This is a genomic window from Roseovarius sp., assembly GCF_965277045.1.
Lineage (GTDB): Bacteria > Pseudomonadota > Alphaproteobacteria > Rhodobacterales > Rhodobacteraceae > Roseovarius.
Genome location: NZ_OZ255712.1, coordinates 50682 through 76913, shown reverse-complemented (window position 1 = coordinate 76913; position 26232 = coordinate 50682). Strand labels below are relative to the sequence as shown.

The following is a 26232-nucleotide window of genomic DNA, read 5'->3' as shown; positions in this document are numbered from 1 at the left end:
CTGCGGCCCCTCGGTTGGCCGGAGCTCGCCAAAGCTGGCCCCGGCGTTGCAGGGAAAAATAAGGAACTCACACCGCAACGGCACGTTCTTCCACCGGGACGTCAAACCCGGAGGAGTGACGCCACACCCGTCCTCCCGACCGTTTGAAAAAACGAAAGGAGACACAATATGAAGACCCTGACGACAACGATCCTGACATCCGCCGCGCTGGTCACAGCCGCACCCGCGCTGGCCCAGCAGAGCGAGGGCGAAACCGATATGCCCGCCTTCTGCGAAACCGCCTTCATGCCCGCCGACAAGAACAAGGACGGCTTCATGAGCGAGCAGGAGATCAAGGACGCGCGCGACGCCGAATTCGCGGCGCTCGACCTCAACAAGGACGGCTCGGTCGACCGCGAGGAAATGGTCAACTGCATCGGCAAAGCCGAACAGAGCAATCGCGACGCCTATACCCAGGCGCAAGCCGGGAACGACAAGACCGACTGGTCCGACCTGGGCACCGGCGACAAGTCCGAACTCAGCGTCGAGGAATACCAGAACCTGACCAACAAGGCCTGGCGCACCGACGACGGCGACATGAAATCGGCCGTGTCCACCGACACCGACAATGCCGAGGAATTCGCCAAGACCGCCGTCGATCGCTTCAAGATGTATGACGGCGACGGCAACGGCATCATCACCCAGGCCGAGTACGAAAGCGAGATCGACAAGGACTGGAGCGACAAGGCCCTGCAAAAGCGCTTTGACGCGATGGACGCCGACGGCTCCGGTTCCCTGTCGCCACAGGAATACCGCGGTGCCGGAACCAAGGCGCTCGACATGACCGCAGGCACGTCCGAAAGCAAGGACATGAACAGCGACAGCGCCGATGCTTCGGACAGCAGCGACACCAGCGCCAGCGACACGCAGAGCGCCAGCGACGAGGCGACCGTGCCCGTCGTGATCTATTACTACTCGCTGGTGTAGGGTGAGGCGGATTATCAATCCGCACGACACCGGAATGGCGCGCCGGGCCTCATCGCTCGGCGCGTTTTCCGTTGCGCCGCGTCATGCGCAGGTGCGAGATGTAGCGATCTCTCGCCGGAACCGCGCGCCCCTTCTGTCGTTTGCTTGCAGTGCGTCCGCACGGCGCTATCTCAAGTCAATTGTAGAGCGCCCGTCGGCGCGCAAGTACCAGTAAGCGAAGGAGGTTCGCATGCGACGTTTAATTGCTTTCTCCGCCACCGCTCTCCTGCTTTCCAGTGCGGCCATGGCCGATGACAGCGCTGTCACGGGCCCCGACCGCGATATCCCGTCGGACGACCTGAAAATCAACTCGGCCGGCTTTCTCTTCGACGATTCGCTTAGCGGAAACGACGACAACAACCGCGACGCTGAGGGCGATGACGACGATGACCGAACCGAAGACGACCGCAAGAACGACGACAGCGGCAAGGGTCGGAACACGACAGACGACGATCACGACGCAGAGGACGAAGACGACAAGACCGACGACTGATCGCGCTCACGCCCGAACCGGACGGGCGGCGGCCAAAAGCGTTTCGTCTTTAACCTGAGCCATCAGCGAAAGGCGAAACGCGTGCGACGATTGGCTGTTGTGCTGCGTTTCGCGACACGCTGTGATTAAGGTCTATCGCGAAACGCTTTAGTCGTCCTCGCCCATCTCAAACCCGAGGTGCCGCGCGACGGTGAAGATGTCCTTGTCGCCGCGTCCGCACATGTTCATGCAAAGGATGTGATCCTTCGGCAGGTCGGGTGCGATCTTCATCACATGCGCCAACGCATGGCACGGCTCCAGCGCAGGGATGATCCCCTCCGCCTCGCAGCACAGCTTGAACGCTTCCAGCGCTTCCTTGTCGGTGATCGAAACGTATTTCGCGCGGCCGATCTCGTGCAGCCACGAATGCTCTGGTCCGATGCCCGGATAATCCAGCCCCGCGGAAATCGAATAGCCTTCCAGGATCTGCCCGTCATCGTCCTGCAACAGGTAGGTCCGGTTGCCATGCAGCACCCCGGGCCGCCCGCCGGTCAGCGACGCGCAATGCTCCATCTTCTCGTTCACGCCCTTGCCGCCGGCCTCGACGCCGATGATGTTCACGTCCTTGTCGTCGAGAAACGGATAAAAGAGCCCCATCGCATTCGACCCGCCGCCGATGGCTGCGATGATCGTGTCTGGCAGACGGCCCTCGGCCTCCTGCAGCTGCTCCTTGGCTTCCTTGCCGATGATCGACTGAAAGTCGCGCACCATCGCCGGATAAGGGTGCGGCCCGGCCACCGTGCCGATGCAGTAGAACGTGTCGCGCACGTTGGTCACCCAGTCGCGCAGCGCGTCGTTCATCGCATCCTTCAGCGTGCCGCGCCCGCTGGTCACCGGGATCACCTCTGCGCCCAGCAGCTTCATGCGGAACACGTTGGGCCGCTGACGTTCGACGTCATGCGCGCCCATGTAGACCACGCATTTCAGCCCGAACTTGGCACAGACCGTCGCCGTGGCCACACCATGCTGCCCCGCGCCGGTCTCGGCGATGATGCGGGTCTTGCCCATGCGCCGCGCCAGCAGGATCTGCCCCAGCACGTTGTTGATCTTGTGCGCGCCGGTGTGGTTCAGCTCGTCGCGCTTCATGTAGATCTTGGCACCGCCCAGCCGCTCGGTCAGGCCCTCGGCATGGTACATCGGGCTTGGCCGGCCCACGTAATGCTTCCACAGGAAATCCATCTCGTCCCAGAAGCTCTGGTCGGTCTTGGCGTTCTCGTACTGCTCTTCCAGTTCCAGGATCAGCGGCATCAGCGTCTCGGACACGAAACGCCCGCCGAATTCTCCGAAACGCCCCTTCTCATCGGGGCCGGTCATGAAGGAGTTGAAGAGATCGTTCATGGTCATCATCCCTGTTTGCTCAAGCGTCTCAATAGGGCACGGGCCCGCCGTTTTCCAGCGCATTCCTGTGCGACACGCCGCCCCGAGAATATTCGTACGAATATTCTTGGGGCCTCACCTCACTCGCACGACATAGCCCGTGCTCAGCAATTCCGGCTCGGCCAGCAGGAAGGGCCGGAAGGGCGGAGTGGTATGGATCACCTCCCACGCGCCCGACGCCGCGAGCTTGTCCAGAACCGGCGGAAACCCCTGGTCCTCAAAGGTCGCATCCAGCAGGTTGAAGACCCCGATGCCCCCGGGCCGTGTCACGCGCGCCAGATGTTCCAGCGTGACCGGCGGCGCGTGGCCCGGCCCGAACGCCCCGACGCAGACGAAGCCCGCAAAAGCGTCGTCGTCAAACGGCAGCCCGACGCCGGTATCGGCCACCTCCAGCCGCTCGTAGGCCCCGGTCCTGTCGGCAAAACTCAGCATCTCGGTCGAGAGGTCGCAGCCCACGATCCGGCCACATCCCAGCAGCCGCAGCGTCTCGCCCACCAGCCCGGTGCCGCAGCAGGCGTCCAGCACCGGCCCCTCCGCATCGCCCAGGTACCGGCCCAGCAATCCAGCGCCCAGCGCGGGCAGACGGAACCCCCGGCTCAGGCAATCGGCATCATAGCCGGTCGACCACTTGTCATAGATCGCCCGCGATTCCTCGGGCGTCCTGGCTCCGTACACGTCATCCAGATCCTGGCGGGTCATGCGTCTCTCCTTTGCTCCAGCTTGGGCAAAGCGGAGCGATGCGTCAATCGAGTGCCATCTTGAACCCGGTATGCGACGCGACGAAACCGATCCGCTCGTAGAACCGGTTGGCGTCTTTCCGGCTCGCGTTCATCGTTAGCTGCACCAGCGTGCATCCCGCCGCCCTGGCCCGAGCCTTGGCGTCCTCGAACATCGCCTCGCCCACGCCCTGCCCGCGCACATCCCCGGCCACGCGCACGCTTTCCACCTGCGCCCGCCGCGCGGCCCGCAGCGACAGCCCGGTGATAAAGGTGATCTGGTAGGTGGCGACGATCCGGCCCGCGTCGTCTTCGCCCACGATCAGATGGTTGGCCGCCTCGTCGCGCATCCGGGCAAAGGCGGCCTCGTAGAGCGCGGGATCGGCGCCTTCGCGCCCCTGCCCCAGCACGTCATCGGCCAGAAGCGCCACAACGGCGGCAACATCCGTCTCGTCCGCCTCGCGGAACCGGATCATGCCCGCGCCGCGTCGGCAAAGGCGCGCATCCTGCCGTGGTCTTTCACCCCCGGCGCGCTTTCCAGCGCCGACGACAGGTCAAGCTGGCGCGCGCCCGTCACCCGGATTGCCTCGGCCACGTTCTCCACTGTCAGCCCGCCGGCCAACATCCACGGCACGGACCACTCGCGTTCCGCAATCAGGCTCCAGTCAAAGCTTTCGGCATTGCCGCCCGGGCGGGTCGCGTCCTTCGGCGGCTTGGCATCCAGCAGGATCTGGTCGGCCACCCCGACATAGCGGTCGATGGTCGCAAGGTCGCCGGCTTCGCGCACGCCCACGGCCTTCATCACCGGCAGGCCGTAGCGGGCCTTGATCTCGGCCACCCGCTCGGGGCTTTCCTGACCATGCAATTGCAACATGTCGAGCGGCACGCGGTTAGTCAATTCGTCCAGCAAGGCGTCGTCCGCATCGACCACCAGCGCCACCTTGGCCACGCCGGGCGGCACGGCCATTGCCATCTCGCGCGCCAGTTCAGGGCTTACATAGCGCGGCGATTTCGGGAAGAACACGAACCCCACGTAAGCCGCCCCCGCCGCCACCGCGGCAGGGATGTCCTCGGGCCGGGTCAGCCCGCACATCTTGATCCGAATGTCCTGCGTCATGACGCCGCCGGTTAGCTGGCCTCGTCCAGAAGCGCAAGCACCTCGTCCTGGTCCTTGTTGCGCTCGCCTTTCAGCCGCCGCACCTCGGCCCGCAATGCCGCCATCTCGCGCGCCTGCCGGGCCGCCGCCGCGCGCTCCTTGGCCTCGCGGATCCACTCCCAGATGAACCCGATCACCAGGCCCGCCAGGATGCCACCGAACATCACGATGAAGAGCGGAATCTGATAAGACGGGTTCAGGGCCGCCAGGCCGGCCAGTTCACCGGGAAGGATCTGAACCTCGACCACCTGCCGGTTGGCCAACGCGATCAGGATAAGCGCCACCGCAAAAATGGCGATCGAAGCATAGCGGATATAGCGCATCAGGATTTCCCGTTCAGTCGTTCACGCAACAGCTTGCCGGCCTTGAAGAACGGCACGTGCTTTTCCTCGACCTGCACCGACTCTCCGGTGCGCGGGTTTCGGCCGGTGCGCGCGTCGCGCTTCTTGACGGAAAACGCCCCAAAGCCGCGCAACTCGACACGGTTGCCCTCGGCCATGGCATTGGTGATCTCGTTGAAGATGGTGTTCACGATGCGCTCGACATCGCGCTGATACAGGTGTGGATTCTCGTCGGCGATCTTCTGTATTAGTTCCGACCTGATCATCGGTTCCCCCCGCATGTGTTTTTGGTCGAGCAGCGTAGCGACTTTAACGACTATAGATAGAAAAAGCGCAATTAGAAACTGCAACCTACCGGATAAACTCGGAAATTCTCGATGAAATCGCGCAGGTCTCCGCCAACTATGCGTCTTCACCCGCCCTGATGGACGAGAACGTTGCACTGCGTCAAAGCATTCTCCGCACCCGTCAGGATATGATTCGGCGCCTGACTTCGCCCCCGCGCAGGGGGCGCAGTGGCAGGGCTACAGGCGCAATGCGCTGCCTTCCCGCCGTTCGTGGTGCCGCACTTTGCGAAGCCCGGAGACCACTGAGCGATACGCCCGGCTAGCCCTTGGCGCGCCACTTCGAGCAGCGCAGTTTGACCAACCAACCGGGGACAAGCTTGAGACCGGACGCGGCACGAGAATTGCGATGGTATACTTCCACGAACGACCCGGCCCCTTGGTCCTCGGTCACCGCGCCACCGCGGCAATGCGTGTTCGCCAGGATTTCCTTGGAAAGAGCAATCGCCTCCTCCCGGTTGCGTTTGTTGTCGACTGGACTGCGGAATTCAAGATCCTGCATTGGCTTGTATCGCCGCGTGCTGTCACGCGGGAGAAGCGCGGAGGGGTGAAGTGGCGCTTCAATCTTGATCGCGATTGGAATCGCCTGCCCCCGTCCGTTAGCGCCGTAGTTCACATGCCCGAACGGCGGATAGAGCACACGTACGGACAGATAGCCCTGGTTCGTCTCAACCGCCAGATTGATCGTCGGCTCGGCAGATGTCTTCCGGTGCACCTGGGGTTGGGCCGGAACATCCGCAGAAGAGAAATAAGGCAGTTCGACGATCCGGCCGTGAGTCTCAGTCGTCACCTTGCCCGACAGTCCACCGGGATAACCGGGAGGCGCGGGCTGATCGTATCGCTCGATGCTGTATCCGCTTCCGCGGCACCCGGCCAACGCGCAAGTCGCCAAAAGAAACACAATCACAGTCTTTGAAGTCACTCGAGACGCTCCCTGGAGTCTGACGCAGCACAATATCGCAAAGCACAGCCGGAAAAAGAAAAGGCCCCGCCCGACGGCGGGGCCTTTCCAATCTGCAAACCGTATCCGGCTTACTTGTCGTCGTCGCCTTTCAGCGCGGCGCCCAGGATGTCGCCCAGCGAGGCGCCCGAATCCGAGCTGCCATACTGTTGCACGGCTTCTTTCTCTTCGGCGATCTCGCGTGCCTTGATCGACAGGCCCAGACGACGGGTCTTGCTGTCCACGTTGGTCACGCGCACGTCGACCTTGTCACCGACCGAGAACCGCTCGGGGCGCTGCTCGGACCGGTCACGCGACAGGTCGGAGCGGCGGATGAAGGATTTCATGCCCTCGTATTCCACCTCGATGCCGCCATCCTCGATCGAGGTGACCTCGACGGTGATGATCGAGCCGCGCTTCACGCCGCCCACGGCCTCGGCGAACTTGTCGCCGCCCAGGTTCTTGATCGACAGCGAAATACGCTCTTTCTCCACGTCCACTTCCGAGACGACGGCCTTGACCACATCGCCCTTCTTGTAGCTCTGGATCGCGTCTTCGCCGCGCTCGTCCCAGCTGAGGTCCGACAGGTGAACCATGCCGTCGATGTCGCCATCGAGACCGATGAACAGGCCGAACTCGGTGATGTTCTTGACCTCGCCCTCGACCTCGGTGCCCTCGGGATGGGTTTCCGCGAACACTTCCCACGGGTTGCGCATGGTCTGCTTGAGGCCCAGAGACACGCGGCGCTTGGCCTGGTCGATCTCCAGCACCATGACCTCGACCTCTTGGGACGTGGACACGATTTTGCCGGGATGCACGTTCTTCTTGGTCCACGACATCTCGCTGACGTGCACCAGGCCTTCGACACCGGGCTCCAGCTCGACGAAGGCACCGTAGTCGGTGATGTTCGTCACACGGCCGGTATGCACCGATTCCAGCGGGTACTTGGCAGCGACCAGATCCCACGGATCGTCCTGCAGCTGCTTCATGCCCAGGCTGATGCGGTGGGTTTCCTTGTTGATCTTGATCACCTGGACCTTGACGGTCTCGCCGATGTTCAGGATCTCCGAGGGGTGGTTCACACGGCGCCATGCCATGTCGGTGACGTGCAGCAGGCCGTCGACACCGCCCAGGTCCACGAAAGCCCCGTATTCGGTGATGTTCTTGACCACGCCGTCCACGGCCTGACCTTCGGAAAGGTTGCCGATGACCTCGGCGCGCTGCTCCGCGCGGCTCTCTTCCAGGATAGCGCGGCGCGAGACAACGATGTTGCCGCGGCGACGGTCCATTTTCAGGATCTGGAAGGGCTGCTTGAGACCCATCAGCGGGCCGGCGTCGCGCACGGGGCGCACATCGACCTGAGAGCCGGGCAGGAAGGCCACGGCGCCGCCCAGATCGACGGTAAAGCCGCCTTTGACACGGCCAAAGATCGCGCCTTCGACGCGGGCGTCGTCCGCGTATGCTTTCTCCAGGCGGTCCCAGGCTTCCTCGCGGCGGGCCATTTCACGGGAAATGACGGCTTCGCCACGGGCGTTCTCTGCCGAACGCAGGAACACCTCGACCTCGTCGCCCACTTCGATTTCGGGCGCTTCACCGGGATTTGCGAATTCCTTGAGCTCGACACGGCCTTCCATCTTGTAGCCGACGTCGATGATGGCTTGTCCCGCTTCAACCGCGATGACCTTGCCTTTGACAACCGTTCCCTCTTGGGGGGTGTCCATTTCGAGGCTTTCATTAAGGAGGGCCTCGAATTCCTCCATCGATGCGTTTTGAGCCATGTGGCGTTTCAATCCTAACGTTTCGTTGTGTCCGGCCGCGCGGTTGTCTCCGCCGGTCTTCAAGGTTTCGTTGGTCAGACGGGCCACCATAGAAACGCAAAACAAAGAGGGCCGGTATTCCCGACCCTGCTCGCTCTCAATGCTCTGCGGCGGTTCCGCCTTGTCGACGAGGGGCGCTATAGCCCGCTCGGCCATGACAATCAAGGGGTTTCGAGCCCGAAAACCCCTTCCAGCAGCCGCAGCTGAAGATATTCGCCCGGCGCCCGACGCATCACGCTTTGCCCTTTGAAGGGCCCGTTGGGGTTCGACACCACCACATGCAGCTCGCCGCCCTCCGACAGGTCCACGTAAAGGATGTTGCTGCCGCACCAGTCGATCGTGGCCCGCAGCATATGCTGCGTCGGCTCCGCCTCGACCGACAGCTGGCTGTTGCGCTTGATGTGCCCAACCTCCTCGCCCGTCACGCTCAGCCGGTAGGCCCGGAACCTGTCCATCCACCCGCCCCCGCGGTGAAAGGTGATCCGCGCGGTCACGTTCCGTCGCGCACCCGCGCGACCTCGGCGCAGGCGGCCTCCACGGCGCCCTCGATGGTCAGGGTCGTGGTGTCCAGCAACACCGCGTCGGCCGCCGGCAAAAGCGGCGCGGTGGCCCGCGCACTGTCGCGCTCGTCGCGCTGGCGCAACTCCGCCAGCACGGTGTCGTAATCCGTCTCGGCCCCCTTGGACAGCAGTTCGTCCAGCCGCCGCTGGGCGCGCACGTCGTCGCTCGCCGTCACGAACAGCTTCACCTCGGCATCGGGACAAATCACCGTCCCGATGTCGCGCCCGTCCAGAACCGCGCCGCCCGACCGCGCCGCGAAGGCGCGCTGGAACTCCACCAGCGCCGCGCGGACCTCGGGCACCGCCGCAACCCGGCTGGCGGCCTGGGCGACTTCCGCCGTGCGCAGGTCGTCCGACTCGAGGTCCGCGGCCAAAAGCGCCCGCGCGGCCTCGACCGGCTCGGTGCCGTCCAGCGTCCGCCGCCCCGTGGCACGGTACAACAGCCCCGTGTCCAGATGCGCAAAGCCGAAACGCGCGGCCACCGCCCGCGCCACCGTGCCCTTGCCCGCCGCCGCCGGCCCGTCAATCGCTACCGTAAAGCTCATGTATCTTCCTGCCTCGCTCTGCCGCTGCGTGGGGTGCGTTCACACCGCAACACAGTGTTTCCGCAAATTGCCTGACTTTATCGGGCAAATCACCCTATATCGGCAACAAGATGGCAGGTTTTCCATATTCCTGTCGTCATTCAAACGCACAACCGCATCTACCATGACCCAGTCTGCCAACTCCCGTCACGACGATCCTTCGTCGCCCCTTTCCGACCCGCGTCACGGGCCCCCCGCGCACAAGTGCCGCGCCCATCGCAAGGCGCGCCGGGTCTGGGGCCAAGGACTGCTGTCCGGCCTGCCCTTTGCCGAGATCGTGCTTCTGGCCGGGTTCCTGCTGTCTGCCGGCATGTTCCTAACGATAGATGGCGGTCATGCCACGTCCGTCGATCCCGCGCCGAACGAGAACACAGCCACCCGCTGACGGGCCGCCATTCCATCGCTTCAATCGTGACCGGAAACGCGTTGGAGCGGGTAGCGGGAATCGAACCCGCGCGTTCAGCTTGGGAAGCTGACAGGCTACCATTACATCATACCCGCCTGCGCATCTGGCTCAGATATGCCTCGCCCTCCGCCCGGTCAAGAGAGATTCTGGCCCGCGCCGGGACCTACTCCGCGACGCGGACATCGGTATAGGTATAGACCTCCTCGTCGCCGTTCGACGAACTGGACACCAGCAATCCCACCCCCATTTCCGGCAGGTAGTGATAGCGCTCGGTATAGCTCGGGTCGTCGTTGAAGCTCATGTCGATCTCGAACGCCGGATAGGCGCACGGCCCCAGCTTGATCGTCTGCATGGGGCCCGACGTGGCGGTGCCCCCGCCGCTGCTGTCATTGCTCCAATCGGCATCGGGCTTCGGCTCCTGCCACTTGTCGAGCTCGTCATAGCTGGCGAAGACTTCCTTCTCTGCCACCCGCACCACGCCGTCCTCGATGGGCACCGAGCTTGCCAGGTAGAGCCCGTGCCTGGTCTCCAGGATCGACCCCGAGCCGTCGGCGAACTCCGTCTGGATCACGATCACGTCCTTGGCCAACTGCCGATGTGTCTCGACCGTGCCGTCATGGGTCTCGAAGACAACGCCTTTCTTCAGGTCCTCCGGCCCCGGACAGGCAAGGGCCGGCAGGGCGACCGCAGACGCCAGGGACAGGGACAGGGACAGGGACAGGGAAAACGCTTTGAAAAGAAGGGTCATGTCAGGCATTCAATCGGTTGCGCCACTCAGGGCTCGGGCGGGCTCGGAACGCACGAACCTTGGTCCGGGCGTATGTATTCTGCGCAATCGCCCCCCGCCGCGCAATCGCTTTCTCAGGACTTCGGTCAGCGCCGCCGCCGCCTGCGGCGGCCACCCTCCTGGTCGCCCCCTGTATTGAAAGACGGGTTCGGCAGCGGCGCCACCTTGGCCAGTTCCGGAAACGGGTCGGTCTTGTGCGGGATGGCGTTGGCGGCCACGAAATGTTCCTGGAACTTGGGCTCGATCGCGGTCTCGACCTTGGTGATTTCGCGCACCACCCGCTCGATTTCGCGCCGCGCCCCCACGTTGCACAGCGCGATCCGCGCGCCCGTGCCTGCCGCGTTGCCCGCGCTGGTGACCTTCTCCAGCGGCACGTCCGGGATCATGCCCAGCACCATCGCGTGCTTGGCACTGATATGCGCGCCGAACGCCCCGGCCAGCACCACGCGGTCCACCTTGTCCACGCCGCGCTGGTCCATCAACAGCCGCGCGCCCGCGTACAGCGCCGATTTCGCCAGCTGGATCGCCCGGATATCGCCCTGCGTCACGGTAATACGCGGCCCGCCCTCGGCCGTCGCGTCATGCACCAGGTAGGAATGCGTCCGCCCTTCCGGCACCATCCGCGCCGTCCCGGTCGCCTCGGCCGAGCCGATGAGCCCGCTTTCGTCCATCAGCCCCGCCATGCGCAATTCCGCGACCGCCTCGATGATGCCAGAGCCGCAGATGCCGGTAATGCCGCCAGGCCCCACCTCTTCGGCAAAGCCCTCTTCGTCCGACCACTTGTCCGATCCGATCACGCGAAACCGCGGCTCTTTCGTCTCCGGGTCGATCCGTATGGCCTCGATCGCCCCCGGCGCGGCCCGCTGCCCGCTGGAAATCTGCGCGCCCTCGAAGGCCGGTCCGGTGGGCGAGGAACAGGCCAGCACCCGGCTCTTGTCCCCCAAAAGGATCTCGGCGTTGGTGCCCACATCCACGATCAGAGCCAGGTCCTCGGATTTCCCCGGCTCCTCGCTCAAGGCCACAGCGGCGCAATCCGCGCCCACATGCCCCGCGATGCAGGGCAGCACGTAAACCCGCGCCCGCGTGTTGATCGCCGACAGCTCCAGCTCCCGCGCTTCCAGCGCCATGCTGTCGGACGTGGCCAGCGCAAAGGGCGCCTGTCCCAGCTCCACCGGGTCGATCCCCAGCAAAAGGTGATGCATCACCGGATTGCAGACGAACACCGTCTCGACAATCAGGCTCGGGTCGATCTCCGCTTCCTTGGCAATCTCCACGGCCAGAGTGTTGATCGCCTCGCGCACCGCGCGGGTCATTTCCTTGTCCCCGCCGGGGTTCATCATGGCATAGCTCACCCGGCTCATCAGGTCCTCGCCGAACCGGATCTGCGGGTTCATGATACCCGAGGACGCCTTGACCTCGCCGCTTTCCAGGTCGGTCAGATGCGCGGCCACCGTGGTCGACCCCAGGTCGATCGCCAGCCCGTACAATCCGCTTTCGTGCAGCCCCGGCCAGATCTCGATCACCCGCGGCACGCTCTCCAGATGCGACTTGTGCAAGGCCACCGTCACCCGGAACTTGCCCTTGCGCAGCACCGGCTGCAGCTTCGCCAGCAGCGTCAGGTCGGCGGTGATCTCCCCGATCTCCCACTGCTCCCGCAGCGCCCGCTCCAGCCGCTCCAGATCGCCGGTGGGCTCGTGCATGTCCGGCTCGTCCACCTCGACGAAGTAAAGCCGCGTCGCCGGGTCCATCTGGATCACCCGGGCCGAGGCCGCCTTGCGCACCACCTGCTTGTGCACCTGGCTCTCGGGCGGCACGTCGATCACGATGTCGCCCATCACCTGCGCCTGGCAGCCCAGCCGCCGCCCGGCCTTCAGCCCGCGCTTCTGGTCATAGCGTTCCTCGACCGCATTCCAGTTCGACAGCGCGCCTTCGCGCACCGTGACGCCATGCTTCGAAAACTCGCCATAGCCCGGCGTGATCTGGCACTTGGAACAGATCCCCCGCCCGCCGCAGACCGAATCGAGGTCGACGCCCAGCTGCCGCGCCACGGTCAGCACCGGCGTGCCTTTCGGGAACCGCCCGCGCTTGCCCGAGGGCGTGAAAACCACCAGTGGATCGGACTCGCTCATCTTACATCGTCCTTGGCTCAAGCATTCGTCTGGCGGGCACCATAGCGGTTTCCGGCACGACCGAAAGCCCGCCACCGGCATTATCTGTCAAACCCGCGTCATCGACCCGTCCCCGAAAATTCGTACGAATTTTCGCCCCCCGGGATTATTCATACGAATAATCTCCGGCGCCGCGCTCAAACGCGCCGGATCTGTGCGCCCAGCCCGGTCATCAGCGCCTCGAACACCGGAAAGGAGGTGGCGATCGGTCCGCCATCATCCACCGTCACGGGCGCCTTGCTCGCCAGCCCCAGCACGAGGAACGACATGGCGATGCGGTGATCCAGGTGGCTGGCGCAGGTCGCCCCGCCCGGCACGCCGCCCGCGCCCATGCCCTCGACGATCCACCAGTCCTCGCCATCCTCGACCGTCACGCCACAGGCGCGCAGTCCCGTGGCCATCGCGTCGATCCGGTCGCTTTCCTTCACGCGCAGTTCCTTGACCCCGCGCATTACCGTCCGCCCTGCGGCGCAGGCCGCGACGACCGACAACACAGGGTATTCGTCGATCATGCTCGCGGCCCGCTCGGGCGGCACCTCGATGCCTTTCATGTCGGGCGAGTACCGCACCCGCAAGTCCGCCACCGGCTCGCCGCCTTCCTCGCGTTCGTTCTCATAGGTCAGGTCCGCGCCCATCTCGCGCAGCGTGGTGAACAGCCCCGCCCGCGTCGGGTTCAGCCCGATATTGGGCACCAGCACATCCGAGCCTTCGGTGATCAGCGCCGCACAGACCGGGAAGGCCGCGCTCGACGGGTCGCGCGGCACCACGATGGTCTGCGGAGTCAGCTCCGGCTGCCCCGTCAGGGTGATCACCCGGCCCTCGTCCGTGACCTCGGTCGAAATCTCGGCGCCGAACCCGGCCAGCATCCGCTCGGTGTGGTCGCGCGTGGCCTCGCGCTCGATCACCACGGTCTGCCCCGGGGCGTTCAGCCCCGCCAGCAGCACGGCCGATTTCACCTGCGCCGACGGCACCGGCACCTCGTAACGTACCGGCACCGGCTCCCGCGCGCCGACGATGGTCATCGGTAGCCGCCCGCCCTCGCGCCCCACGGCCCGCGCCCCGAACAGGGCCAGCGGGTCGGTCACCCGCGCCATGGGCCGCCCGTTCAGGCTGGCATCCCCGGTAAAAGTCGCGGTGATGGGCGACGTCGCCATCGCCCCCATGATCAGCCGCACGCCGGTTCCCGAATTGCCGCAGTCGATCACCTGGTCCGGCTCGGCGAAACCGCCCACGCCCACGCCATGCACGTGCCAGGCGCCGTCGGCATCGCGCGCGACCTCCGCCCCCATGGCCCGCATCGCCTTGGCCGTGTCCAGCACATCCTCGCCTTCCAGCAGGCCGGTCACCACCGTCTCACCCACGCTGAGCGCCCCCAGGATCAGGCTGCGATGCGAGATCGACTTGTCGCCGGGCACATGCGCCTCGCCTTTCAGGCCAGACGACAGGCTGGATTGCATCGGGACGGGCGCGCCATGACCAGACATCGGACTTCCTTCCTTAAAAGTTCGCCCCGCTGATAGCGCAGCCCCCGGGCAGCGTCCATCACGCCTTTCCTCTGGCCTTAAATATCCCGGGGGGTTGGGGGCTGGCCCCCAATTGAACCTGTGTTTGGGGGCTGGCCCCCAATCAACACTGCATTCGGGGGCTGGCCCCCACTCGAACCGGCCTTGCCCCACCCACAGGTCATCCTCGGGCCTGACCCGAGGCCACGGTCAGCTCCGCAAAGCCCGGCGGGGCGTGCCGGTCACTTGCCGTCCTTCGCGTGCTTCGCCGCCGTCACCAGCAGTTCGACCTTCAGTTCAGGATGCGCCAGCTTCGCTTCGCCGCAGGCCCGGGCGGGCGCGTGGCCCTCGGGCACCCAACTGTCCCAAACGTCGTTCATCTCGGCGAAATCGGCCATGTCGGCCAGCCAGATCGTGCATTGCAGGATCCGCGTCGCATCCGACCCCGCCTCGCCCAGCAGCGCCTCGACCTTTTCAAGGCAGGTGCGGGTCTGATCCGCCACGCTGTCGCCGCGGTTGCCCACCTGCCCGGCCAGATAGATCGTCTCGCCATGGATCACGATCTGGCTCATGCGGGCGGCGGTATGGTGGCGGACGATATCTGTCATGACGGGGCTCCCTTCCCATGTGTTCCCCCGTCATAACGCGGCGCGCTCTACTGCGCCAGTTCCCCGATGCTGCCCGCCATGGCCCAGTCGGACATGCCCTTGCGCCAGACCAGCGTCCGGTCCCCGACCCGGCCCGCCGCCATCTCGGCGCGAAGGTCGTTCAGAGTCATCGGCCCGACCTGCTGCTGGCCCTCCGCGAACCACCAGATCGCCTCCTGCGGGGTTTGCCCCGCACCCCGGCTCGCCTTCAACCGCTCAAGCTCGCCCGCGGCCTCCTCGTGACCGCGCTCCAGCGCCACTTCCATCCACTCGATCGCCCGGTCAAGGTTCTGCTCGACCCCGTCACCGTCACGATACATGATGCCCAGGTTGAAGGCCGCGGTCGTGTGGCCCTCCTGCGCGGCGGCCTCGAACAGACGCGCGGCCTCGGCCATGTTGACCTCCACGCCCTCGCCGCCGTGATAGTGGATCACCCCGGCCAGGTAGGTCGCGCTGGTGTTGCCCTGCTCGGCCGACATCAGCGCATAGCGCAACGCCTCGACCGCATCCTTCTCGCCGCCCCGGCCCTGCCAGCGGAACCAGGCATAGTTCGACTGCGACACATGGTTGCCCAGGTCCGCCGCGCGGCGGTAATACGCGGCCGCCTCCGCATCGTCCTGGGGCACGTTCTCGCCCCGGGCATATTCCACGCCCAGCTGGTTCAGCGCATCGGTGCGCTCCGCGTCTCCCGCACGGTTCAGAAGCTCCAGCGCCAGCTCCACGTCCTTCTCGACCGTGATCGCCTGGAGATAGGCCATCCCCATGATATAGACCGAGTTGGAATGGTCGTCCTCGAACGCCACCTTGGCATAGCCGACCGCGCGCGGCTCGTCCTCGGGGATGCCCTCGACCCCGTACCAGAACATGTTGGCCAGGTTGTCGGCGGCGATCGTGCTGCCCAGCGCCATGGCCTGTTCGTAATACTCGATCGCCTTCTCGAAACTCTGCTCGACCCCGTCGCCCCGGTAATAGGCCACGCCGAGATTGTTCAGCTTCGCCGCCTCGCTCAACGCGTCGTCGCCGTCATCCGATGGCGCGCCGGACCGGGTGCTGGTGATGACCTCCTTGCCATCGACAAGGATGCGCGTGGTGTTGCCCTCGACGATGATCTCCACCTCCTCGAAGGCACCGCTGTCGATCGACGATCCATCCAGCGAGATCGTGGTGCCGTCGATCACGATCTCGCGCCCGTCGATCACGATCTCGGCCCCGGTCGACGTGGTCGAGATACTCTGCGACCCGCCCCCCGTGATGGTGATCTGCACCCCGTTCACCGTGACCGAAGACGAACTTTGCGCCCCCGCCATGCCTGCCGGCAAGGCCAGCGCCACTGCCAGGCCGACAATCACGGCCACGAGACGCGTCCGCAATGGCCGCAGGAAATCCGTCATCGTCATGGTAATCCCCAATCTGTCATCCTTGAAATCCGTCAGTAGTTCACGCGCCGGAAGATCAGCCCATTGTCATTCAGAGTATTCTCGTCCACGACCCTCAACGTACTGTCGTAGTTGAAATTTCCCGGCAAAGGGACGTTGCCGCCCGGCCCGTTCGAGGTCATCAGCGTGGTGCCGATCATCGACAGGTGAAACCCTTCAGGAGACGGGTTCGTGATCTTGAACGTTCCTCTGCCCTTGTTGGTCGTGCGCAGGACGCCTCCCATGCCATCGGAGACCTCGATGATCTGTGTCGACGTGTAGGTGCCCACCCTGTTGTAGATCACTTCCATCTTCTGCGTGCCCAGCCCGATACCCTCGATCGGCAAATCCGTGCGTCCGGTTTCCCAGCGTCCATCGAGAAACGCGTTGTAGTCCCGCACCGGCGGCGGTGGCGGCGGCTGCAAACCGTTGAGAAGCTGCGCCACCTCCTTCACTGTCCGCGCCGGACCCCAATCGGCCATGCCCTGTTTCCACACCATGGTCTGCGCGGTCAGCCGGCCATCCCTGATGCGCTGCTCCACGTCCGCATGGGTCAGCGGCCCCACCGCCTGACCGTTGTCGACCACGTAGACCCCGTCCGCCGTCATCTGCTGCGCCGCACCCGGACCGCTCCAGACCGCCAGCAAGACCGCCATCACCAGCGCCGGGACGACCCCCGCTCCGATCCGCCGCATCATCCCCCTCGGGGGCGTGGACATCGCGCCGCCGCTCATTGCGCCACCTTTCGATAGGTACTGCCATCCTCGAAGAACGTGCCCTGGTCGATCGCCTTGATCGTCGTGTCGAATTGCAGCTGGTCGGGCCAGCCCGCGCCGGCCTGTCCCTCCACCTTGGTCAGCGACGTGCCGAGGTAGCTGACCGTGACCGTGTCGCCCGTCGCCCCGCTCAGCGTGAAGGTTCCGTTGCCCTCGACATGCACCGTCATCGGCTGCGGCGCGCCGGCAACGCTGCTCATTTTGGTCAGCGACGTAAAGATCCCGTCGGTGCCGAAGGTGATCGTGCTGACCACGTCGACCTGTCCCATCTCTGGCAACTCGGTCTGCGCGGCCTCGCTTGTCCACGTGCCTGCCAGGTAGCGCCCGAAATCCTGCACGGTCTGACCTGACTGCGGATCGCGCTCCGCCGGCGGTCCAAGCTCCGCGCCCAGATCCGGTCGGAACCGCGCCGCCTCCCAGTCCTGCATCCCCTTCTTCCAGACCAGCGAGGTTTCCGTGACCCGCCCGTCACGCAACCGCGCCTGCATCTCCGACGCGGGCAGCGGCCCCACCGCCTGACCGTTCTCGATCACGTAATACCCCTCGAAGGGAGGCCCCTCCTGCGCCGCCAGGGGTGACGCGACCAGCCCCAGGGCCAGCGCAAATGCCGGCGCCCCCGGCAACCGCGCGGCGAATTTCCCCAAAGAATCCATACCGAATGCCCTGTTTACAATCTCCGCCTGCAAGGCTCACAGAATCGGACTAGGCGCACATCACCCAATTGGGTATCCTGACACCGTAACGGCCCGATAAGGTCAGGGCTGGTATTGGGGAAGACCATGCCAGTTGGAGATTATGACGCCGACCTCGCGTCGGTGTTTTCGATATTGCCGCGCGACAAGGCCCGCGAAGCCCGCGACTATGTCGCCAAGCGCCTTAAGGTGGCCGAAGCGGCCATCGAGGACGATCTGGCATGGGCCGACTTCGACAGGTCCGGCAAGCTCCTGCGTGGCGGATTGTCCAGCATCACCGATCATTCCACGCGGATCCTGCCCGCCGAAACCGACAACCCCCAGATCGCCGCCATCCTGGGAAACGTGGCCCGTCACGGGCTTTCTGCGGGCCACATCTCGTGGGATCCCGGTGTCCAGATGCTGTTCTGGTACGTCCCGATCACCCCGTCCAACCGCGACACTGTCGGCAAGCGCCGGCTGCGGGGCTTCGCCGTGACCCAGCTTCTGTTCTCCGAGTTTCTCGACATCTTCAACGAGGACAGCGGCCTGACCCAAGCCGAGATACGCACCGTTTTCCAGGTGATCGGCGGCGCCAGCCTGCGCGCCGCGGCCGATCTCGACGCGCTGTCGTACGAGACCAAGCGCGCCCACCTCAAGAACGCCTGCGGCAAGCTGATGTGCTCGGGCCAGCGCGAATTGATCACCAAGCTTCTGGGCCAGATGGTCCATTTCATCTCGATCTCCGAGGGCGAGGCCAGCCATGCGGGCTTCATCGAACCCTTCTTCGCCCGCTACCTGTCGCGCAACGCACGGCTCCTGTCGCGGCGCCTCTCGGATGGCCGGCTCGTCAATATCGTGGAGTTCGGCGCGCCCGGCGGCCGGCCGGTCCTGCTCAGCCACGGCGTTCTCTTCGCCTTGCTCATGCGCGACGCCGGTCCGCACCTGGAACGGCTGGGGCTGCGGGTCATCACCCCCATCCGCGAAGGCTATCTCGAAATCCGGCCCACCTCGTCGCTCTTTGACCAGGACGATCTGTTGCGGCAATGGGTCGACGACGCGCACGGGCTCATCCGCGAATATATCGGCCATCCCTGCGTGGTCGTCGGCAACTCGACCGGCGCCCGCGCCGCCGTCCGCCTCGCGTTCGAAGCCCCGAAAGAGGTCGCATCGCTGGTGCTGGTGTCCCCGACCCTGATGCAGACCGAGTCTCTGCGCACCGGAAAGGTCGCGGGGTTCTTCGATGCCCTGCGCGGTCTGGTGTCGAACTCGCGCCTGTTCAAGGCCGTGACCTGGCGGTTCAAGAAATACTATCTCAGCGAAAAGACCTGCCGCGTGGCGCTGATGCAGCTCTTCGGCGACAATGCCGCCGACCGCGAGGTGCTGGAACGCCCGTTTTCCAGCGACGCCAGCAGCTACGCCATGTTCTCGGACATCTACAGCAGCTCGCTGCGCGGGGTCGCCGCGGATTTCAGCTTCGATTTCGACAGCGTCCACCGCGAGATGCTGGCGCTGAAAATGCCGTTTTCCATCCTGCACGGTCGCGACGACCCGATGCTGCGCGCCGCCGAAATGATCGCCCAGCTGCCCGAACCGCTCGGCCGCACCGTCACCACGCTGGACGGGGGGCACTTCCTTGGCGTCACCGCCGCCGACGCCGTCTGGGATCACGTCGCCGCCCAAAGCGGCTGATCCGCGCGGATCACAGGTGGCCGTCTTCCAGATGCAGCTTCATCGCGATCAGCACCTGCTGCAGGGCGGTGGTCTCCTTAAGCAGGCGCTTGGCCTCGTTGACCGTGATCACCCCGTCCTGGATAGACTGGTGATACTCGCTCATCAGCATGGCAAAGCGCTGCGACAGCGCGATCACGTCCGAATTCACCCCGCCCGTTCCGCCGTCATTCTGCCGGCTGTCGTCGAAATTCAACCGCGTGCCGTTCAACTCCGCCAGCGCCGCGGTCACATGCGGATAGGACGCCGCCGCCTCCAGCGCCGCCACCGCGTCGATCGGCATGTAGCGGCCGGAATGCTCCTCGTGGTCCGAGTAATACCGCCCCAGCGTGGCCTTCGACTTGCCCGTCAGCTCGCAGGCCGGCTCCACCCCCACGTCCTTGACCAGCGCTTCAGTGTGCTTCTTGAGGTATGATCCGGCTTTCGACATCGCGCTCTTTCCCTGGACCGGGCCGTTATCCGGGGTGCCCCGCGGCGCCGCAATGGTGGAAAACCCTACGTGCCCGGCGCCCGCGCCGATCCCGGCACGCTTGATCCCGCGCTCGTCATGCGGATATGTCGCCGCATGGCCAAGCTCTATTTTCATTACTCCACCATGAATGCCGGCAAGTCGACCCTGCTGTTGCAGGCCAGTCACAACTACCGCGAACGCGGCATGAACACCCACCTGCTGACCGCCGCGCTCGATGATCGCGCCGGGACCGCGCATATCGGCTCTCGGATCGGCATCGGGGCCGAGGCAGACACCTTCACGGCCGAAGACGATCTCTTCTCCCGACTGGACGGGGTGCTGGCCGCGGGTCCGCTGTCCTGCATCTTCGTCGATGAGGCGCAGTTCCTGACCGAGGCGCAGGTCTGGCAACTGGCCCGCGTGGTCGACGACCTGAACGTGCCGGTGATGTGCTACGGGCTGCGCGTCGATTTCCGCGGCCATCTCTTTCCCGGCTCCGCCACCCTTCTGGCGCTGGCCGACGAGATGCGCGAGGTCCGCACCATCTGCCATTGCGGCAAGAAGGCCACCATGGTCGTGCGCCGCGACGCGCACGGACACGTGGTGACCGACGGCGCCCAGATCCAGGTCGGCGGCAACGAAACCTACGAAAGCCTCTGCCGCCGCCATTGGCGCGAGGTCACGGGCGACGCCGTGCCGGATCGCCCCAATGTCTAGGGTGCTGAAATACACCGTCACGGGCCTCGTCCTGGTGGGGACCGCGCTGCTCGCGTTCTACCTCTATGCGATCAACACGGTAAATTTTTCCGTCGACAAGGCCACCGCCGCCCATACCGAGGCGCGGCAGGCGTTCCTGGCCGACCTGCCCGATACCGACTGCCTGCGCGCCGCCGACATCACCGGCATCGCCCGCGCCCGCGGCTGGGATGCGGTGCAACCGTCGCAATTCGACTGGTGCGTCGCCCCCGACACCGTGCAGACCTGGCTGCGTGTCACGGTCGAGCCGCCCCTGCCCTTCTCGACCGAGGACGAGAACGCCCACATCTTCGCCTTCGACGAGGCGGGCTGCGCCGTCGACTGGTCCTACGCCTCCGGCCCCGGCTCCACCTGCGCGGAGTGACGCTTGCGCCGCGGCGCTCAGGGAACCCGGCCCGCAGCCCCCGCGTTTCCCCCACGTAATGGAAAGGAAACCGACATGGACCGCCTGTCCCTCTACCTCACGCTCCTCAGCGGCAGCTTCATCACCGGCGCCATCGTGATCGCCGGCTTCTCGCTGGGGTACTATTCTGCCTGGACCGTCGTCGTCGGCGCGATTGCGGGCTTCCTGCTCGCCTGGCCCACCAGCTACATGATCTCCCAGCGGATCAAGCGGCAGGACCCGGAATGGACGCCCGAGGCCGATCCTGCGGATCAGCCCCTGATCCCCAAGGCCAACGCGCCCGAGATCTAGGCCCGCTCCACCAAGACCGAGCCCACGGAGTAGCCCGCCCCGAACGAACAGATCAGCCCGGTATCGCCGGGCTGCAGGTCGTCGGAGTATTTCGAGAACGCGATGATCGACCCCGCCGAGGACGTGTTGGCATAGTCCTGCAGGATATTCGGCTGCTCTTCGGCCTCGGGGACCCGCCCCATCACCTTGCGCCCGATGAAATCGTTCATCGTCTTGTTCGCCTGGTGCAGCCACAACCGCTTGAGATCCGCCGCCGCGACCCCGGCGTCTTCCATGTGATCCGCGATATGCGCGCTGACCAGCGGCAGCACCTCCTTGAATACCTTGCGCCCCTCCTGCACGAACTGCATGTCGCGCCGGTCGTGCAGCTCCGGGTCGCGGGTTCGCCGCAGGAACCCGTTGTTGTTGCGGATATTGTTGGAAAACTGCGTGGCGCAACGGGTCGAGTGCACGATGAAATGCGCGCCCCTTGCATCCTCCGCCCGCTCGATCACCAGCGCGGTGCACACGTCCCCGAAAATGAAATGACAGTCCCGGTCGCGCCACTCCAGGTGCCCTGAACAGATCTCGGGGCTCACCACGATGGCGCAGCGCACGCTGCCCGACCGCACCATGTCGGCCGCTGCCTGGATCCCGAACGTGGCCGAGGAACACGCCACGTTCATGTCGAATGCAAAACCCTTAGCCCCCAGCAACTGCTGGATCTCGATGGCCACCGCCGGATAGGGCCGCTCGTGGTTGCTGGCCGCGCAAATGATCAGGTCGACCTCGCCCGCGTCGCGCCCCGCCTGCGCCAGCGCCTTGCCGCACGCATCCAGCGCCATTTCCGCCATGATCCCCGGCTCGTCATTCGACCGCTCGCGCAGCCTGGGATGCATCAGGCCGGGATCCAGCACGCCCGACTTGTCCATCACGTAGCGCTGCTCGATCCCCGACGCGTTGACGATGAACTCCGACGAGGACGGCGCCTTGGCCTCCACCTCGCCCGCCGCGATAGCGTCGGCATTCTCTGCGTTGAACCGCTCGGCATACGCGTTGAACGCCACCACAAGCTCGTCGTTGGTGATGGTCTCTTCCGGCGTGAAAACCCCCGAGCCGGTGATCGCAGGCTTGAACATGTCTCTCTCCCTCGACGTGGCGGCCACCACGCCAGAACCCTGCCCCGAGGTCAAGCGAAACGCGGCGGCAAACCCGGCGGCGCGGGGAACTGCCGGCCGTGCGGCGGCGTTTCAAGACGTGACGCGCGGCGCGTCATCAAGGCCACTGGTTATATCCGTGAAAGGCGACATGGCGCATCCCGAACGATCATCAAGGCCCATCACCGGCATCATCGACCGGCTCGAAGACACCACCCACCGGGACCAGGTGACCCTGCGCTGCATGATCGAGGCGTTCGGCAAGAGCTCCTTCACCACGGCGATGTGCGTGCCCGCCCTGCTGGTCACCTCGCCGCTCAGCGGGATTCCCCTGTTTTCCAGCGCTTGCGGCATCCTGATCGCCTCCATCGCCGCGCAGATGCTGGTGGGTCGGCGCCACCTCTGGCTGCCCGCCTTCGTGATGAACCGAAGCATCGGCAACGACAAGATGCTGGCCGCGCTCCGCCGCCTGCACCGGATCGGCGAAAGGATCGACGCGCTTACCCGTCCCCGCCTCGGACCGCTGATGACGCGGCCTTTCCGCAAGCTCTACCAGGCGCTCTGCGTGCTGTGCGGCGTCCTGATGATCTTTCTCGAGATCGTGCCGTTCTCATCCTCGGTTCTCGGAATGGCGACAATCTTCTTTGCCACGGCGATCATCGTGCGCGACGGGGTACTGGCCTGCCTCGGGCTGGCCCTCATGTGCCTCGGCGCCAGCCTGCCGGTGTTCGCGCTCCAGGCGATGTAGGGCCGCCCGGCCCGTGGACCCTGGCCGTCCCGGACCTGATCCGGGACCTCTTCACGCCATGTAGGGTGGTGAAAACCCACCGCCCCCCAACCTCAATTCACCAGGTTCGGCGGCGTCTCCCCGGCCAGCGCCGCGCGCAGGTTCTCCACCGCGACGCGCCCCATCATCTCGCGCACTTCCAATGTCGACGTGCCCATATGCGGCAACAACACCGCGTTCTCCAGCGCCTTCAGCGCCTCGGGCACCTCCGGTTCGTTCTCGTAGACATCGAGCCCCGCCCCCGCGATGCGCCGCTCCTGCAAGGCGGCGATCAGCGCGGCCTCGTCCACGATATCGCCCCGCGCGATGTTGATCAGATGCGCGTGCCTCGGCATCAGGGCAAGCGCGTCCGCATCGACCAAATGATGCGTCTCCGGGCTCACGGGTACGGCCACCACCGCGAAATCCGCGCGGGCCAGCAGGTCTTCCAGCTCCACCCGCTCACAGGGAAATCCCGGATTCTTGTCGCTCCGCGCGGTATAGATCACGTCCATGTCGAACCCGTAATGACACCGCTTCGCAATCGCCGTCCCGATCCGGCCCATGCCGATGATCCCCACGGTCTTGCCCGTCACATGCGTGCCCAAAAGCTGCGTCGGGTTCCAGCCGGGCCACTTGCCCGCCCGCACCATGCGCTCGCCCTCGCCCGCGCGCCGCGCGCTCATCATGATCAGCGTCATGCCGATATCCGCCGTCGCCTCGGTGACGGCCCCCGGCACGTTGGTCACCAGCACCCCGGCGGACCGCGCCGCGGCCAGGTCGATATGGTTGATCCCCACACCGTAATTCGCCAGCACCTTGCAGCGCGGGTTCTGCGCCTCGCGGAACACCTCGGACGAAAACGTGTCGCCGAACATCATCAGCACACCGTCATAGAGGTTCAGCGCCGCCCGCATCTGACCAATCTTCAGCGGCGTGTTTTCCTCGCGCATCTCGACCTCGAAATGCGCGCGCGCCATCTCCGCCACGCTTTCGGGCAGGGGCCGGGTGAAATAGACCCGCTTCAATGCATCCGCCCTCCGATGGGCACCTCGAGGTCCGGCGACAACAGCACGATGCCGCCATCGGCGTCACTCACGCCGAGCACCAGCACCTCGGACATCACCGGCCCGATCTGGCGCGCCGGAAAGTTCACCACAGCCATCACCTGCTTACCCACAAGGCCCTCAGGGCTGTAATGCTTGGTGATCTGGGCCGAGCTTTTCTTCTCGCCCAGCTCCTCTCCGAAATCGACCCACAGCTTGATCGCGGGTTTCCGCGCCTCGGGAAACGGCTCCGCCCGGGTGATCTTTCCCACCCGGATATCCACCTTCAGGAAATCGTCGAATGTGATCTCGTCAGCCACGGCGCAGTTCCTTTGAGCGGTCGGCGGCGGCCTTCACCGTCGCCTTCATCAGCGGCGGCAGGCCCGTGTCCTCGTCCATCAGCACCTCAAGCCCCGCCTGCGTGGTGCCGTTGGGGCTGGTGACGTTCTCGCGCAGCTGCGCCGGTGTCTCGTCCGCGGCCTCGGCCAGCGCGCCCGCGCCCGCCACCGTGGCCTGCGCCAGCTGCATCGCCAGCTCCGGCGACAACCCCTCGGCCTCGCCCGCCTTGGCCATGCATTCGATCATGTGAAACACATATGCGGGGCCAGACCCCGACACGCCCGTGACCGCATCCATCTGGTGCTCGCCCTCCAGCCGCACCACCTGTCCCACAGCTTTCAGCAACGCCTCGGCCAGGTCCATCTGGTCGCCGTTCACCGCACCATTGCCGACGATTGCGGTGATCCCCCGACCGACGGCGGCGGGCGTGTTGGGCATGGCCCGGATGATCGGGCTATCACTGCCGAACGCCGCCTCGAACGCCTCGATCGGCGTGCCCGCGGCGACCGAGACGAACAGCGTTCCGCCGCCGCCCATCGCCGCAATCGTGGGCAGCGCCTCGCCCATCATCTGCGGCTTGACGGCGATCAGCACGATGGCCGGATGCTCGGGCAACTCCGCGTTCAGATGCACACCCGTCCCTTGCAGCCAGTCCGACGGCTTGGGGTCGATCACACAGACCGAGCCGGGCGGCAAATCGCGCTCCAGCCACCCGGCCAGCATCGCCGATCCCATCTTGCCACAGCCCAGCAGGACCAGGCCCTTGTCGGCCACATGCTGCATATCCATTCCGGTGCGTCCCTCTTTCCTTGTCCTTGACCGGGTTGATAGTCCCCGCATTGCGCCCCTGCAATACGGCATCGCCCCTTCGGCCACAGCCCGCGCAAAAGAAAACGGGCGCGCCGGATGGCACGCCCCGTTCGCCTTAAAATTGTGCGCCGTCAGGCCCGGCCATAGGCCTCGCCGATGGCGATCTGCATCGCCTCCTTCGGCGCGCGGTCGCCCCAGACCACCAGTTGCAGCGCCGGATAGAACCGTTCCGCGCTCATCACCGCCGCAGTGATCAGCGTGTCGATCTGCTCGGGGCTGATCGCCTGCGCGCCGGTCATCACCAGCCCGTAGCGATAGACCATCAGCTGCTGTTCGGCCCAGAAGGTGAATGCGCCGGCCCAGCACTGGTCGTTCACGTCGTTCAGCACGTGGTACAGCGCCGGCAGCTTCTCCTCGGGCGGCTCCATCTCGAAGGTGCAGACCAGGCGCAGCGTCTCGTCATAGGCCGACCAGGCCAGCGTGATCGAATAGGTCCGCCACTGTCCTTCAACGGCCATCGCGATCTGGTCGTCGCCGATCCGGTCGAAATCCCAGTCGTGATGCTCGGCCAGGTGCTCGACGATGTCGATGGGATGAAGGTCTTCTGAAAAGTACTGCTCGGAAAGTGCCATGGCGCCACCTCATGTGTTGTAGCGAAGGGCTGGCAGCGCCCATACGCTAGGTGCCTGCTCTAGGAAAGGGGTTCATTCCCGCTTTTCCTACAAGATATGGTGAGGGGGGATTTGCGACCTGTAAAGC

At 65.3% G+C, this 26232-nt stretch carries 31 protein-coding genes and 1 tRNA gene; 8 read left to right on the top strand and 24 right to left on the bottom strand.

Annotated features, from left to right (window positions below; all coding sequences use genetic code 11):
* Positions 1 to 168 precede the first annotated feature (168 nt).
* Both ACQY4V_RS00450 and ACQY4V_RS00445 read left to right on the top strand, forming a co-directional pair.
* A complete protein-coding gene (locus tag ACQY4V_RS00450; protein WP_428514996.1) occupies positions 169 to 966 on the top strand; it encodes a hypothetical protein in 798 nt (265 codons plus the stop codon).
* A gap of 229 nt (positions 967 to 1195) precedes the next feature.
* A complete protein-coding gene (locus ACQY4V_RS00445) occupies positions 1196 to 1498 on the top strand; it encodes a hypothetical protein (RefSeq protein ID WP_428514995.1) in 303 nt (100 codons plus the stop codon).
* Positions 1499 to 1645: 147 nt separating this feature from the next.
* Here ACQY4V_RS00445 and trpB read toward each other — a convergent pair whose 3' ends face one another.
* From trpB to cmk, 10 genes are all read right to left on the bottom strand, one after another.
* Complete coding sequence (gene trpB, locus ACQY4V_RS00440) at positions 1646 to 2875, bottom strand: tryptophan synthase subunit beta (protein WP_428514994.1); 1230 nt, start codon at positions 2873 to 2875, stop codon at positions 1646 to 1648.
* A 114-nt stretch (positions 2876 to 2989) separates the two neighbouring features.
* Positions 2990 to 3613, bottom strand: a complete 624-nt coding sequence (locus ACQY4V_RS00435; RefSeq protein ID WP_428514993.1) for a class I SAM-dependent DNA methyltransferase — start codon at positions 3611 to 3613, stop codon at positions 2990 to 2992.
* A gap of 43 nt (positions 3614 to 3656) precedes the next feature.
* Positions 3657 to 4106 (bottom strand): N-acetyltransferase family protein, encoded by a 450-nt coding sequence (locus tag ACQY4V_RS00430; protein WP_428514992.1) that lies wholly within the window; start codon positions 4104 to 4106, stop codon positions 3657 to 3659.
* A complete protein-coding gene (locus ACQY4V_RS00425) occupies positions 4103 to 4747 on the bottom strand; it encodes a phosphoribosylanthranilate isomerase (protein WP_428514991.1) in 645 nt (214 codons plus the stop codon). The genes ACQY4V_RS00430 and ACQY4V_RS00425 overlap by 4 nt, the downstream gene beginning before the upstream one ends.
* An 11-nt stretch (positions 4748 to 4758) precedes the next feature.
* Complete coding sequence (locus ACQY4V_RS00420; protein WP_428514990.1) at positions 4759 to 5109, bottom strand: lipopolysaccharide assembly protein LapA domain-containing protein; 351 nt, start codon at positions 5107 to 5109, stop codon at positions 4759 to 4761.
* Entirely contained in the window at positions 5109 to 5393 is a 285-nt protein-coding gene (ihfB, locus tag ACQY4V_RS00415) for an integration host factor subunit beta (protein ID WP_057792171.1), read from the bottom strand. The genes ACQY4V_RS00420 and ihfB overlap by 1 nt, the downstream gene beginning before the upstream one ends.
* Positions 5394 to 5733: 340 nt before the next feature.
* A complete protein-coding gene (locus ACQY4V_RS00410; RefSeq protein WP_428514989.1) occupies positions 5734 to 6393 on the bottom strand; it encodes a hypothetical protein in 660 nt (219 codons plus the stop codon).
* Positions 6394 to 6503: 110 nt separating this feature from the next.
* The gene (rpsA, locus tag ACQY4V_RS00405) at positions 6504 to 8189 is read right to left on the bottom strand and encodes a 30S ribosomal protein S1 (protein ID WP_152491296.1); all 1686 of its coding nucleotides are present in this window, start codon (positions 8187 to 8189) and stop codon (positions 6504 to 6506) included.
* 200 nt (positions 8190 to 8389) lie between these two features.
* Positions 8390 to 8683 (bottom strand): hypothetical protein, encoded by a 294-nt coding sequence (locus tag ACQY4V_RS00400; protein ID WP_428514988.1) that lies wholly within the window; start codon positions 8681 to 8683, stop codon positions 8390 to 8392.
* Positions 8684 to 8718: 35 nt separating this feature from the next.
* Complete coding sequence (gene cmk / locus ACQY4V_RS00395) at positions 8719 to 9333, bottom strand: (d)CMP kinase (RefSeq protein WP_420558108.1); 615 nt, start codon at positions 9331 to 9333, stop codon at positions 8719 to 8721.
* Between the two features lie 163 nt (positions 9334 to 9496).
* On the opposite strand from cmk, the gene ACQY4V_RS00390 reads away from it, so the two are divergent.
* On the top strand, positions 9497 to 9757 hold the full coding sequence (locus ACQY4V_RS00390) for a hypothetical protein (RefSeq protein WP_428514987.1): 261 nt from the start codon (positions 9497 to 9499) through the stop codon (positions 9755 to 9757).
* Between the two features lie 42 nt (positions 9758 to 9799).
* Here ACQY4V_RS00390 and ACQY4V_RS00385 read toward each other — a convergent pair.
* The 8 genes from ACQY4V_RS00385 to ACQY4V_RS00350 all read right to left on the bottom strand — a co-directional run bounded on the left by ACQY4V_RS00385 (position 9800) and on the right by ACQY4V_RS00350 (position 17726).
* Positions 9800 to 9873, bottom strand: a tRNA-Gly gene (locus ACQY4V_RS00385).
* Between the two features lie 68 nt (positions 9874 to 9941).
* Positions 9942 to 10526, bottom strand: coding sequence for a hypothetical protein (locus ACQY4V_RS00380; RefSeq protein WP_428514986.1), 585 nt, complete (start codon positions 10524 to 10526; stop codon positions 9942 to 9944).
* A 125-nt stretch (positions 10527 to 10651) separates the two neighbouring features.
* On the bottom strand, positions 10652 to 12694 hold the full coding sequence (locus ACQY4V_RS00375; protein ID WP_428514985.1) for an ASKHA domain-containing protein: 2043 nt from the start codon (positions 12692 to 12694) through the stop codon (positions 10652 to 10654).
* Between the two features lie 176 nt (positions 12695 to 12870).
* Positions 12871 to 14217 carry a 3-phosphoshikimate 1-carboxyvinyltransferase gene (aroA, locus tag ACQY4V_RS00370; RefSeq protein ID WP_428514984.1) on the bottom strand — a complete coding sequence of 449 codons (1347 nt, stop codon included), beginning with the start codon at positions 14215 to 14217 and terminating at the stop codon, positions 12871 to 12873.
* A 260-nt stretch (positions 14218 to 14477) separates the two neighbouring features.
* Complete coding sequence (locus tag ACQY4V_RS00365; protein ID WP_428514983.1) at positions 14478 to 14843, bottom strand: RidA family protein; 366 nt, start codon at positions 14841 to 14843, stop codon at positions 14478 to 14480.
* 47 nt (positions 14844 to 14890) lie between these two features.
* Positions 14891 to 16279 (bottom strand): GYF domain-containing protein, encoded by a 1389-nt coding sequence (locus ACQY4V_RS00360; RefSeq protein ID WP_428514982.1) that lies wholly within the window; start codon positions 16277 to 16279, stop codon positions 14891 to 14893.
* Positions 16280 to 16311: 32 nt separating this feature from the next.
* Complete coding sequence (locus ACQY4V_RS00355; protein WP_428514981.1) at positions 16312 to 17031, bottom strand: DUF4339 domain-containing protein; 720 nt, start codon at positions 17029 to 17031, stop codon at positions 16312 to 16314.
* The gene (locus ACQY4V_RS00350; protein ID WP_428514980.1) at positions 17028 to 17726 is read right to left on the bottom strand and encodes a DUF4339 domain-containing protein; all 699 of its coding nucleotides are present in this window, start codon (positions 17724 to 17726) and stop codon (positions 17028 to 17030) included. Before ACQY4V_RS00350 ends, ACQY4V_RS00355 begins: the two co-directional genes overlap by 4 nt.
* A 126-nt stretch (positions 17727 to 17852) precedes the next feature.
* Between ACQY4V_RS00350 and ACQY4V_RS00345 the strand changes: the two genes are divergently transcribed.
* Positions 17853 to 19436: an alpha/beta fold hydrolase gene (locus ACQY4V_RS00345; RefSeq protein WP_428514979.1), complete on the top strand. Its 1584-nt coding sequence runs from the start codon at positions 17853 to 17855 to the stop codon at positions 19434 to 19436.
* Between the two features lie 10 nt (positions 19437 to 19446).
* On the opposite strand, the gene ACQY4V_RS00340 is transcribed toward ACQY4V_RS00345, so the two are convergent.
* Entirely contained in the window at positions 19447 to 19905 is a 459-nt protein-coding gene (locus tag ACQY4V_RS00340) for a hypothetical protein (RefSeq protein ID WP_222451099.1), read from the bottom strand.
* Positions 19906 to 20040: 135 nt separating this feature from the next.
* On the opposite strand from ACQY4V_RS00340, the gene ACQY4V_RS00335 reads away from it, so the two are divergent.
* From ACQY4V_RS00335 to ACQY4V_RS00325, 3 genes are all read left to right on the top strand, one after another.
* On the top strand, positions 20041 to 20643 hold the full coding sequence (locus ACQY4V_RS00335; protein WP_428514978.1) for a thymidine kinase: 603 nt from the start codon (positions 20041 to 20043) through the stop codon (positions 20641 to 20643).
* A complete protein-coding gene (locus tag ACQY4V_RS00330) occupies positions 20636 to 21046 on the top strand; it encodes a hypothetical protein (protein WP_428514977.1) in 411 nt (136 codons plus the stop codon). The genes ACQY4V_RS00335 and ACQY4V_RS00330 overlap by 8 nt, the downstream gene beginning before the upstream one ends.
* Before the next feature lie 75 nt (positions 21047 to 21121).
* On the top strand, positions 21122 to 21376 hold the full coding sequence (locus ACQY4V_RS00325) for a hypothetical protein (protein WP_428514976.1): 255 nt from the start codon (positions 21122 to 21124) through the stop codon (positions 21374 to 21376).
* Here the strand turns inward: ACQY4V_RS00325 and ACQY4V_RS00320 are convergent.
* Positions 21373 to 22494, bottom strand: coding sequence for a beta-ketoacyl-ACP synthase III (locus ACQY4V_RS00320; protein WP_428514975.1), 1122 nt, complete (start codon positions 22492 to 22494; stop codon positions 21373 to 21375). The genes ACQY4V_RS00325 and ACQY4V_RS00320 overlap by 4 nt on opposite strands.
* On the opposite strand from ACQY4V_RS00320, the gene ACQY4V_RS00315 reads away from it, so the two are divergent.
* A complete protein-coding gene (locus ACQY4V_RS00315) occupies positions 22493 to 23260 on the top strand; it encodes an exopolysaccharide biosynthesis protein (RefSeq protein WP_428514974.1) in 768 nt (255 codons plus the stop codon). The genes ACQY4V_RS00320 and ACQY4V_RS00315 overlap by 2 nt on opposite strands.
* A gap of 92 nt (positions 23261 to 23352) precedes the next feature.
* On the opposite strand, the gene ACQY4V_RS00310 is transcribed toward ACQY4V_RS00315, so the two are convergent.
* From ACQY4V_RS00310 to ACQY4V_RS00295, 4 genes are all read right to left on the bottom strand, one after another.
* The gene (locus ACQY4V_RS00310) at positions 23353 to 24306 is read right to left on the bottom strand and encodes a 2-hydroxyacid dehydrogenase (RefSeq protein WP_428514973.1); all 954 of its coding nucleotides are present in this window, start codon (positions 24304 to 24306) and stop codon (positions 23353 to 23355) included.
* Positions 24303 to 24644: a tRNA-binding protein gene (locus ACQY4V_RS00305; protein ID WP_428514972.1), complete on the bottom strand. Its 342-nt coding sequence runs from the start codon at positions 24642 to 24644 to the stop codon at positions 24303 to 24305. The genes ACQY4V_RS00310 and ACQY4V_RS00305 overlap by 4 nt, the downstream gene beginning before the upstream one ends.
* On the bottom strand, positions 24637 to 25452 hold the full coding sequence (proC, locus tag ACQY4V_RS00300) for a pyrroline-5-carboxylate reductase (RefSeq protein WP_428514971.1): 816 nt from the start codon (positions 25450 to 25452) through the stop codon (positions 24637 to 24639). The genes ACQY4V_RS00305 and proC overlap by 8 nt, the downstream gene beginning before the upstream one ends.
* Before the next feature lie 152 nt (positions 25453 to 25604).
* Positions 25605 to 26105 carry a YbjN domain-containing protein gene (locus ACQY4V_RS00295; RefSeq protein ID WP_152491277.1) on the bottom strand — a complete coding sequence of 167 codons (501 nt, stop codon included), beginning with the start codon at positions 26103 to 26105 and terminating at the stop codon, positions 25605 to 25607.
* Positions 26106 to 26232 lie beyond the last annotated feature (127 nt).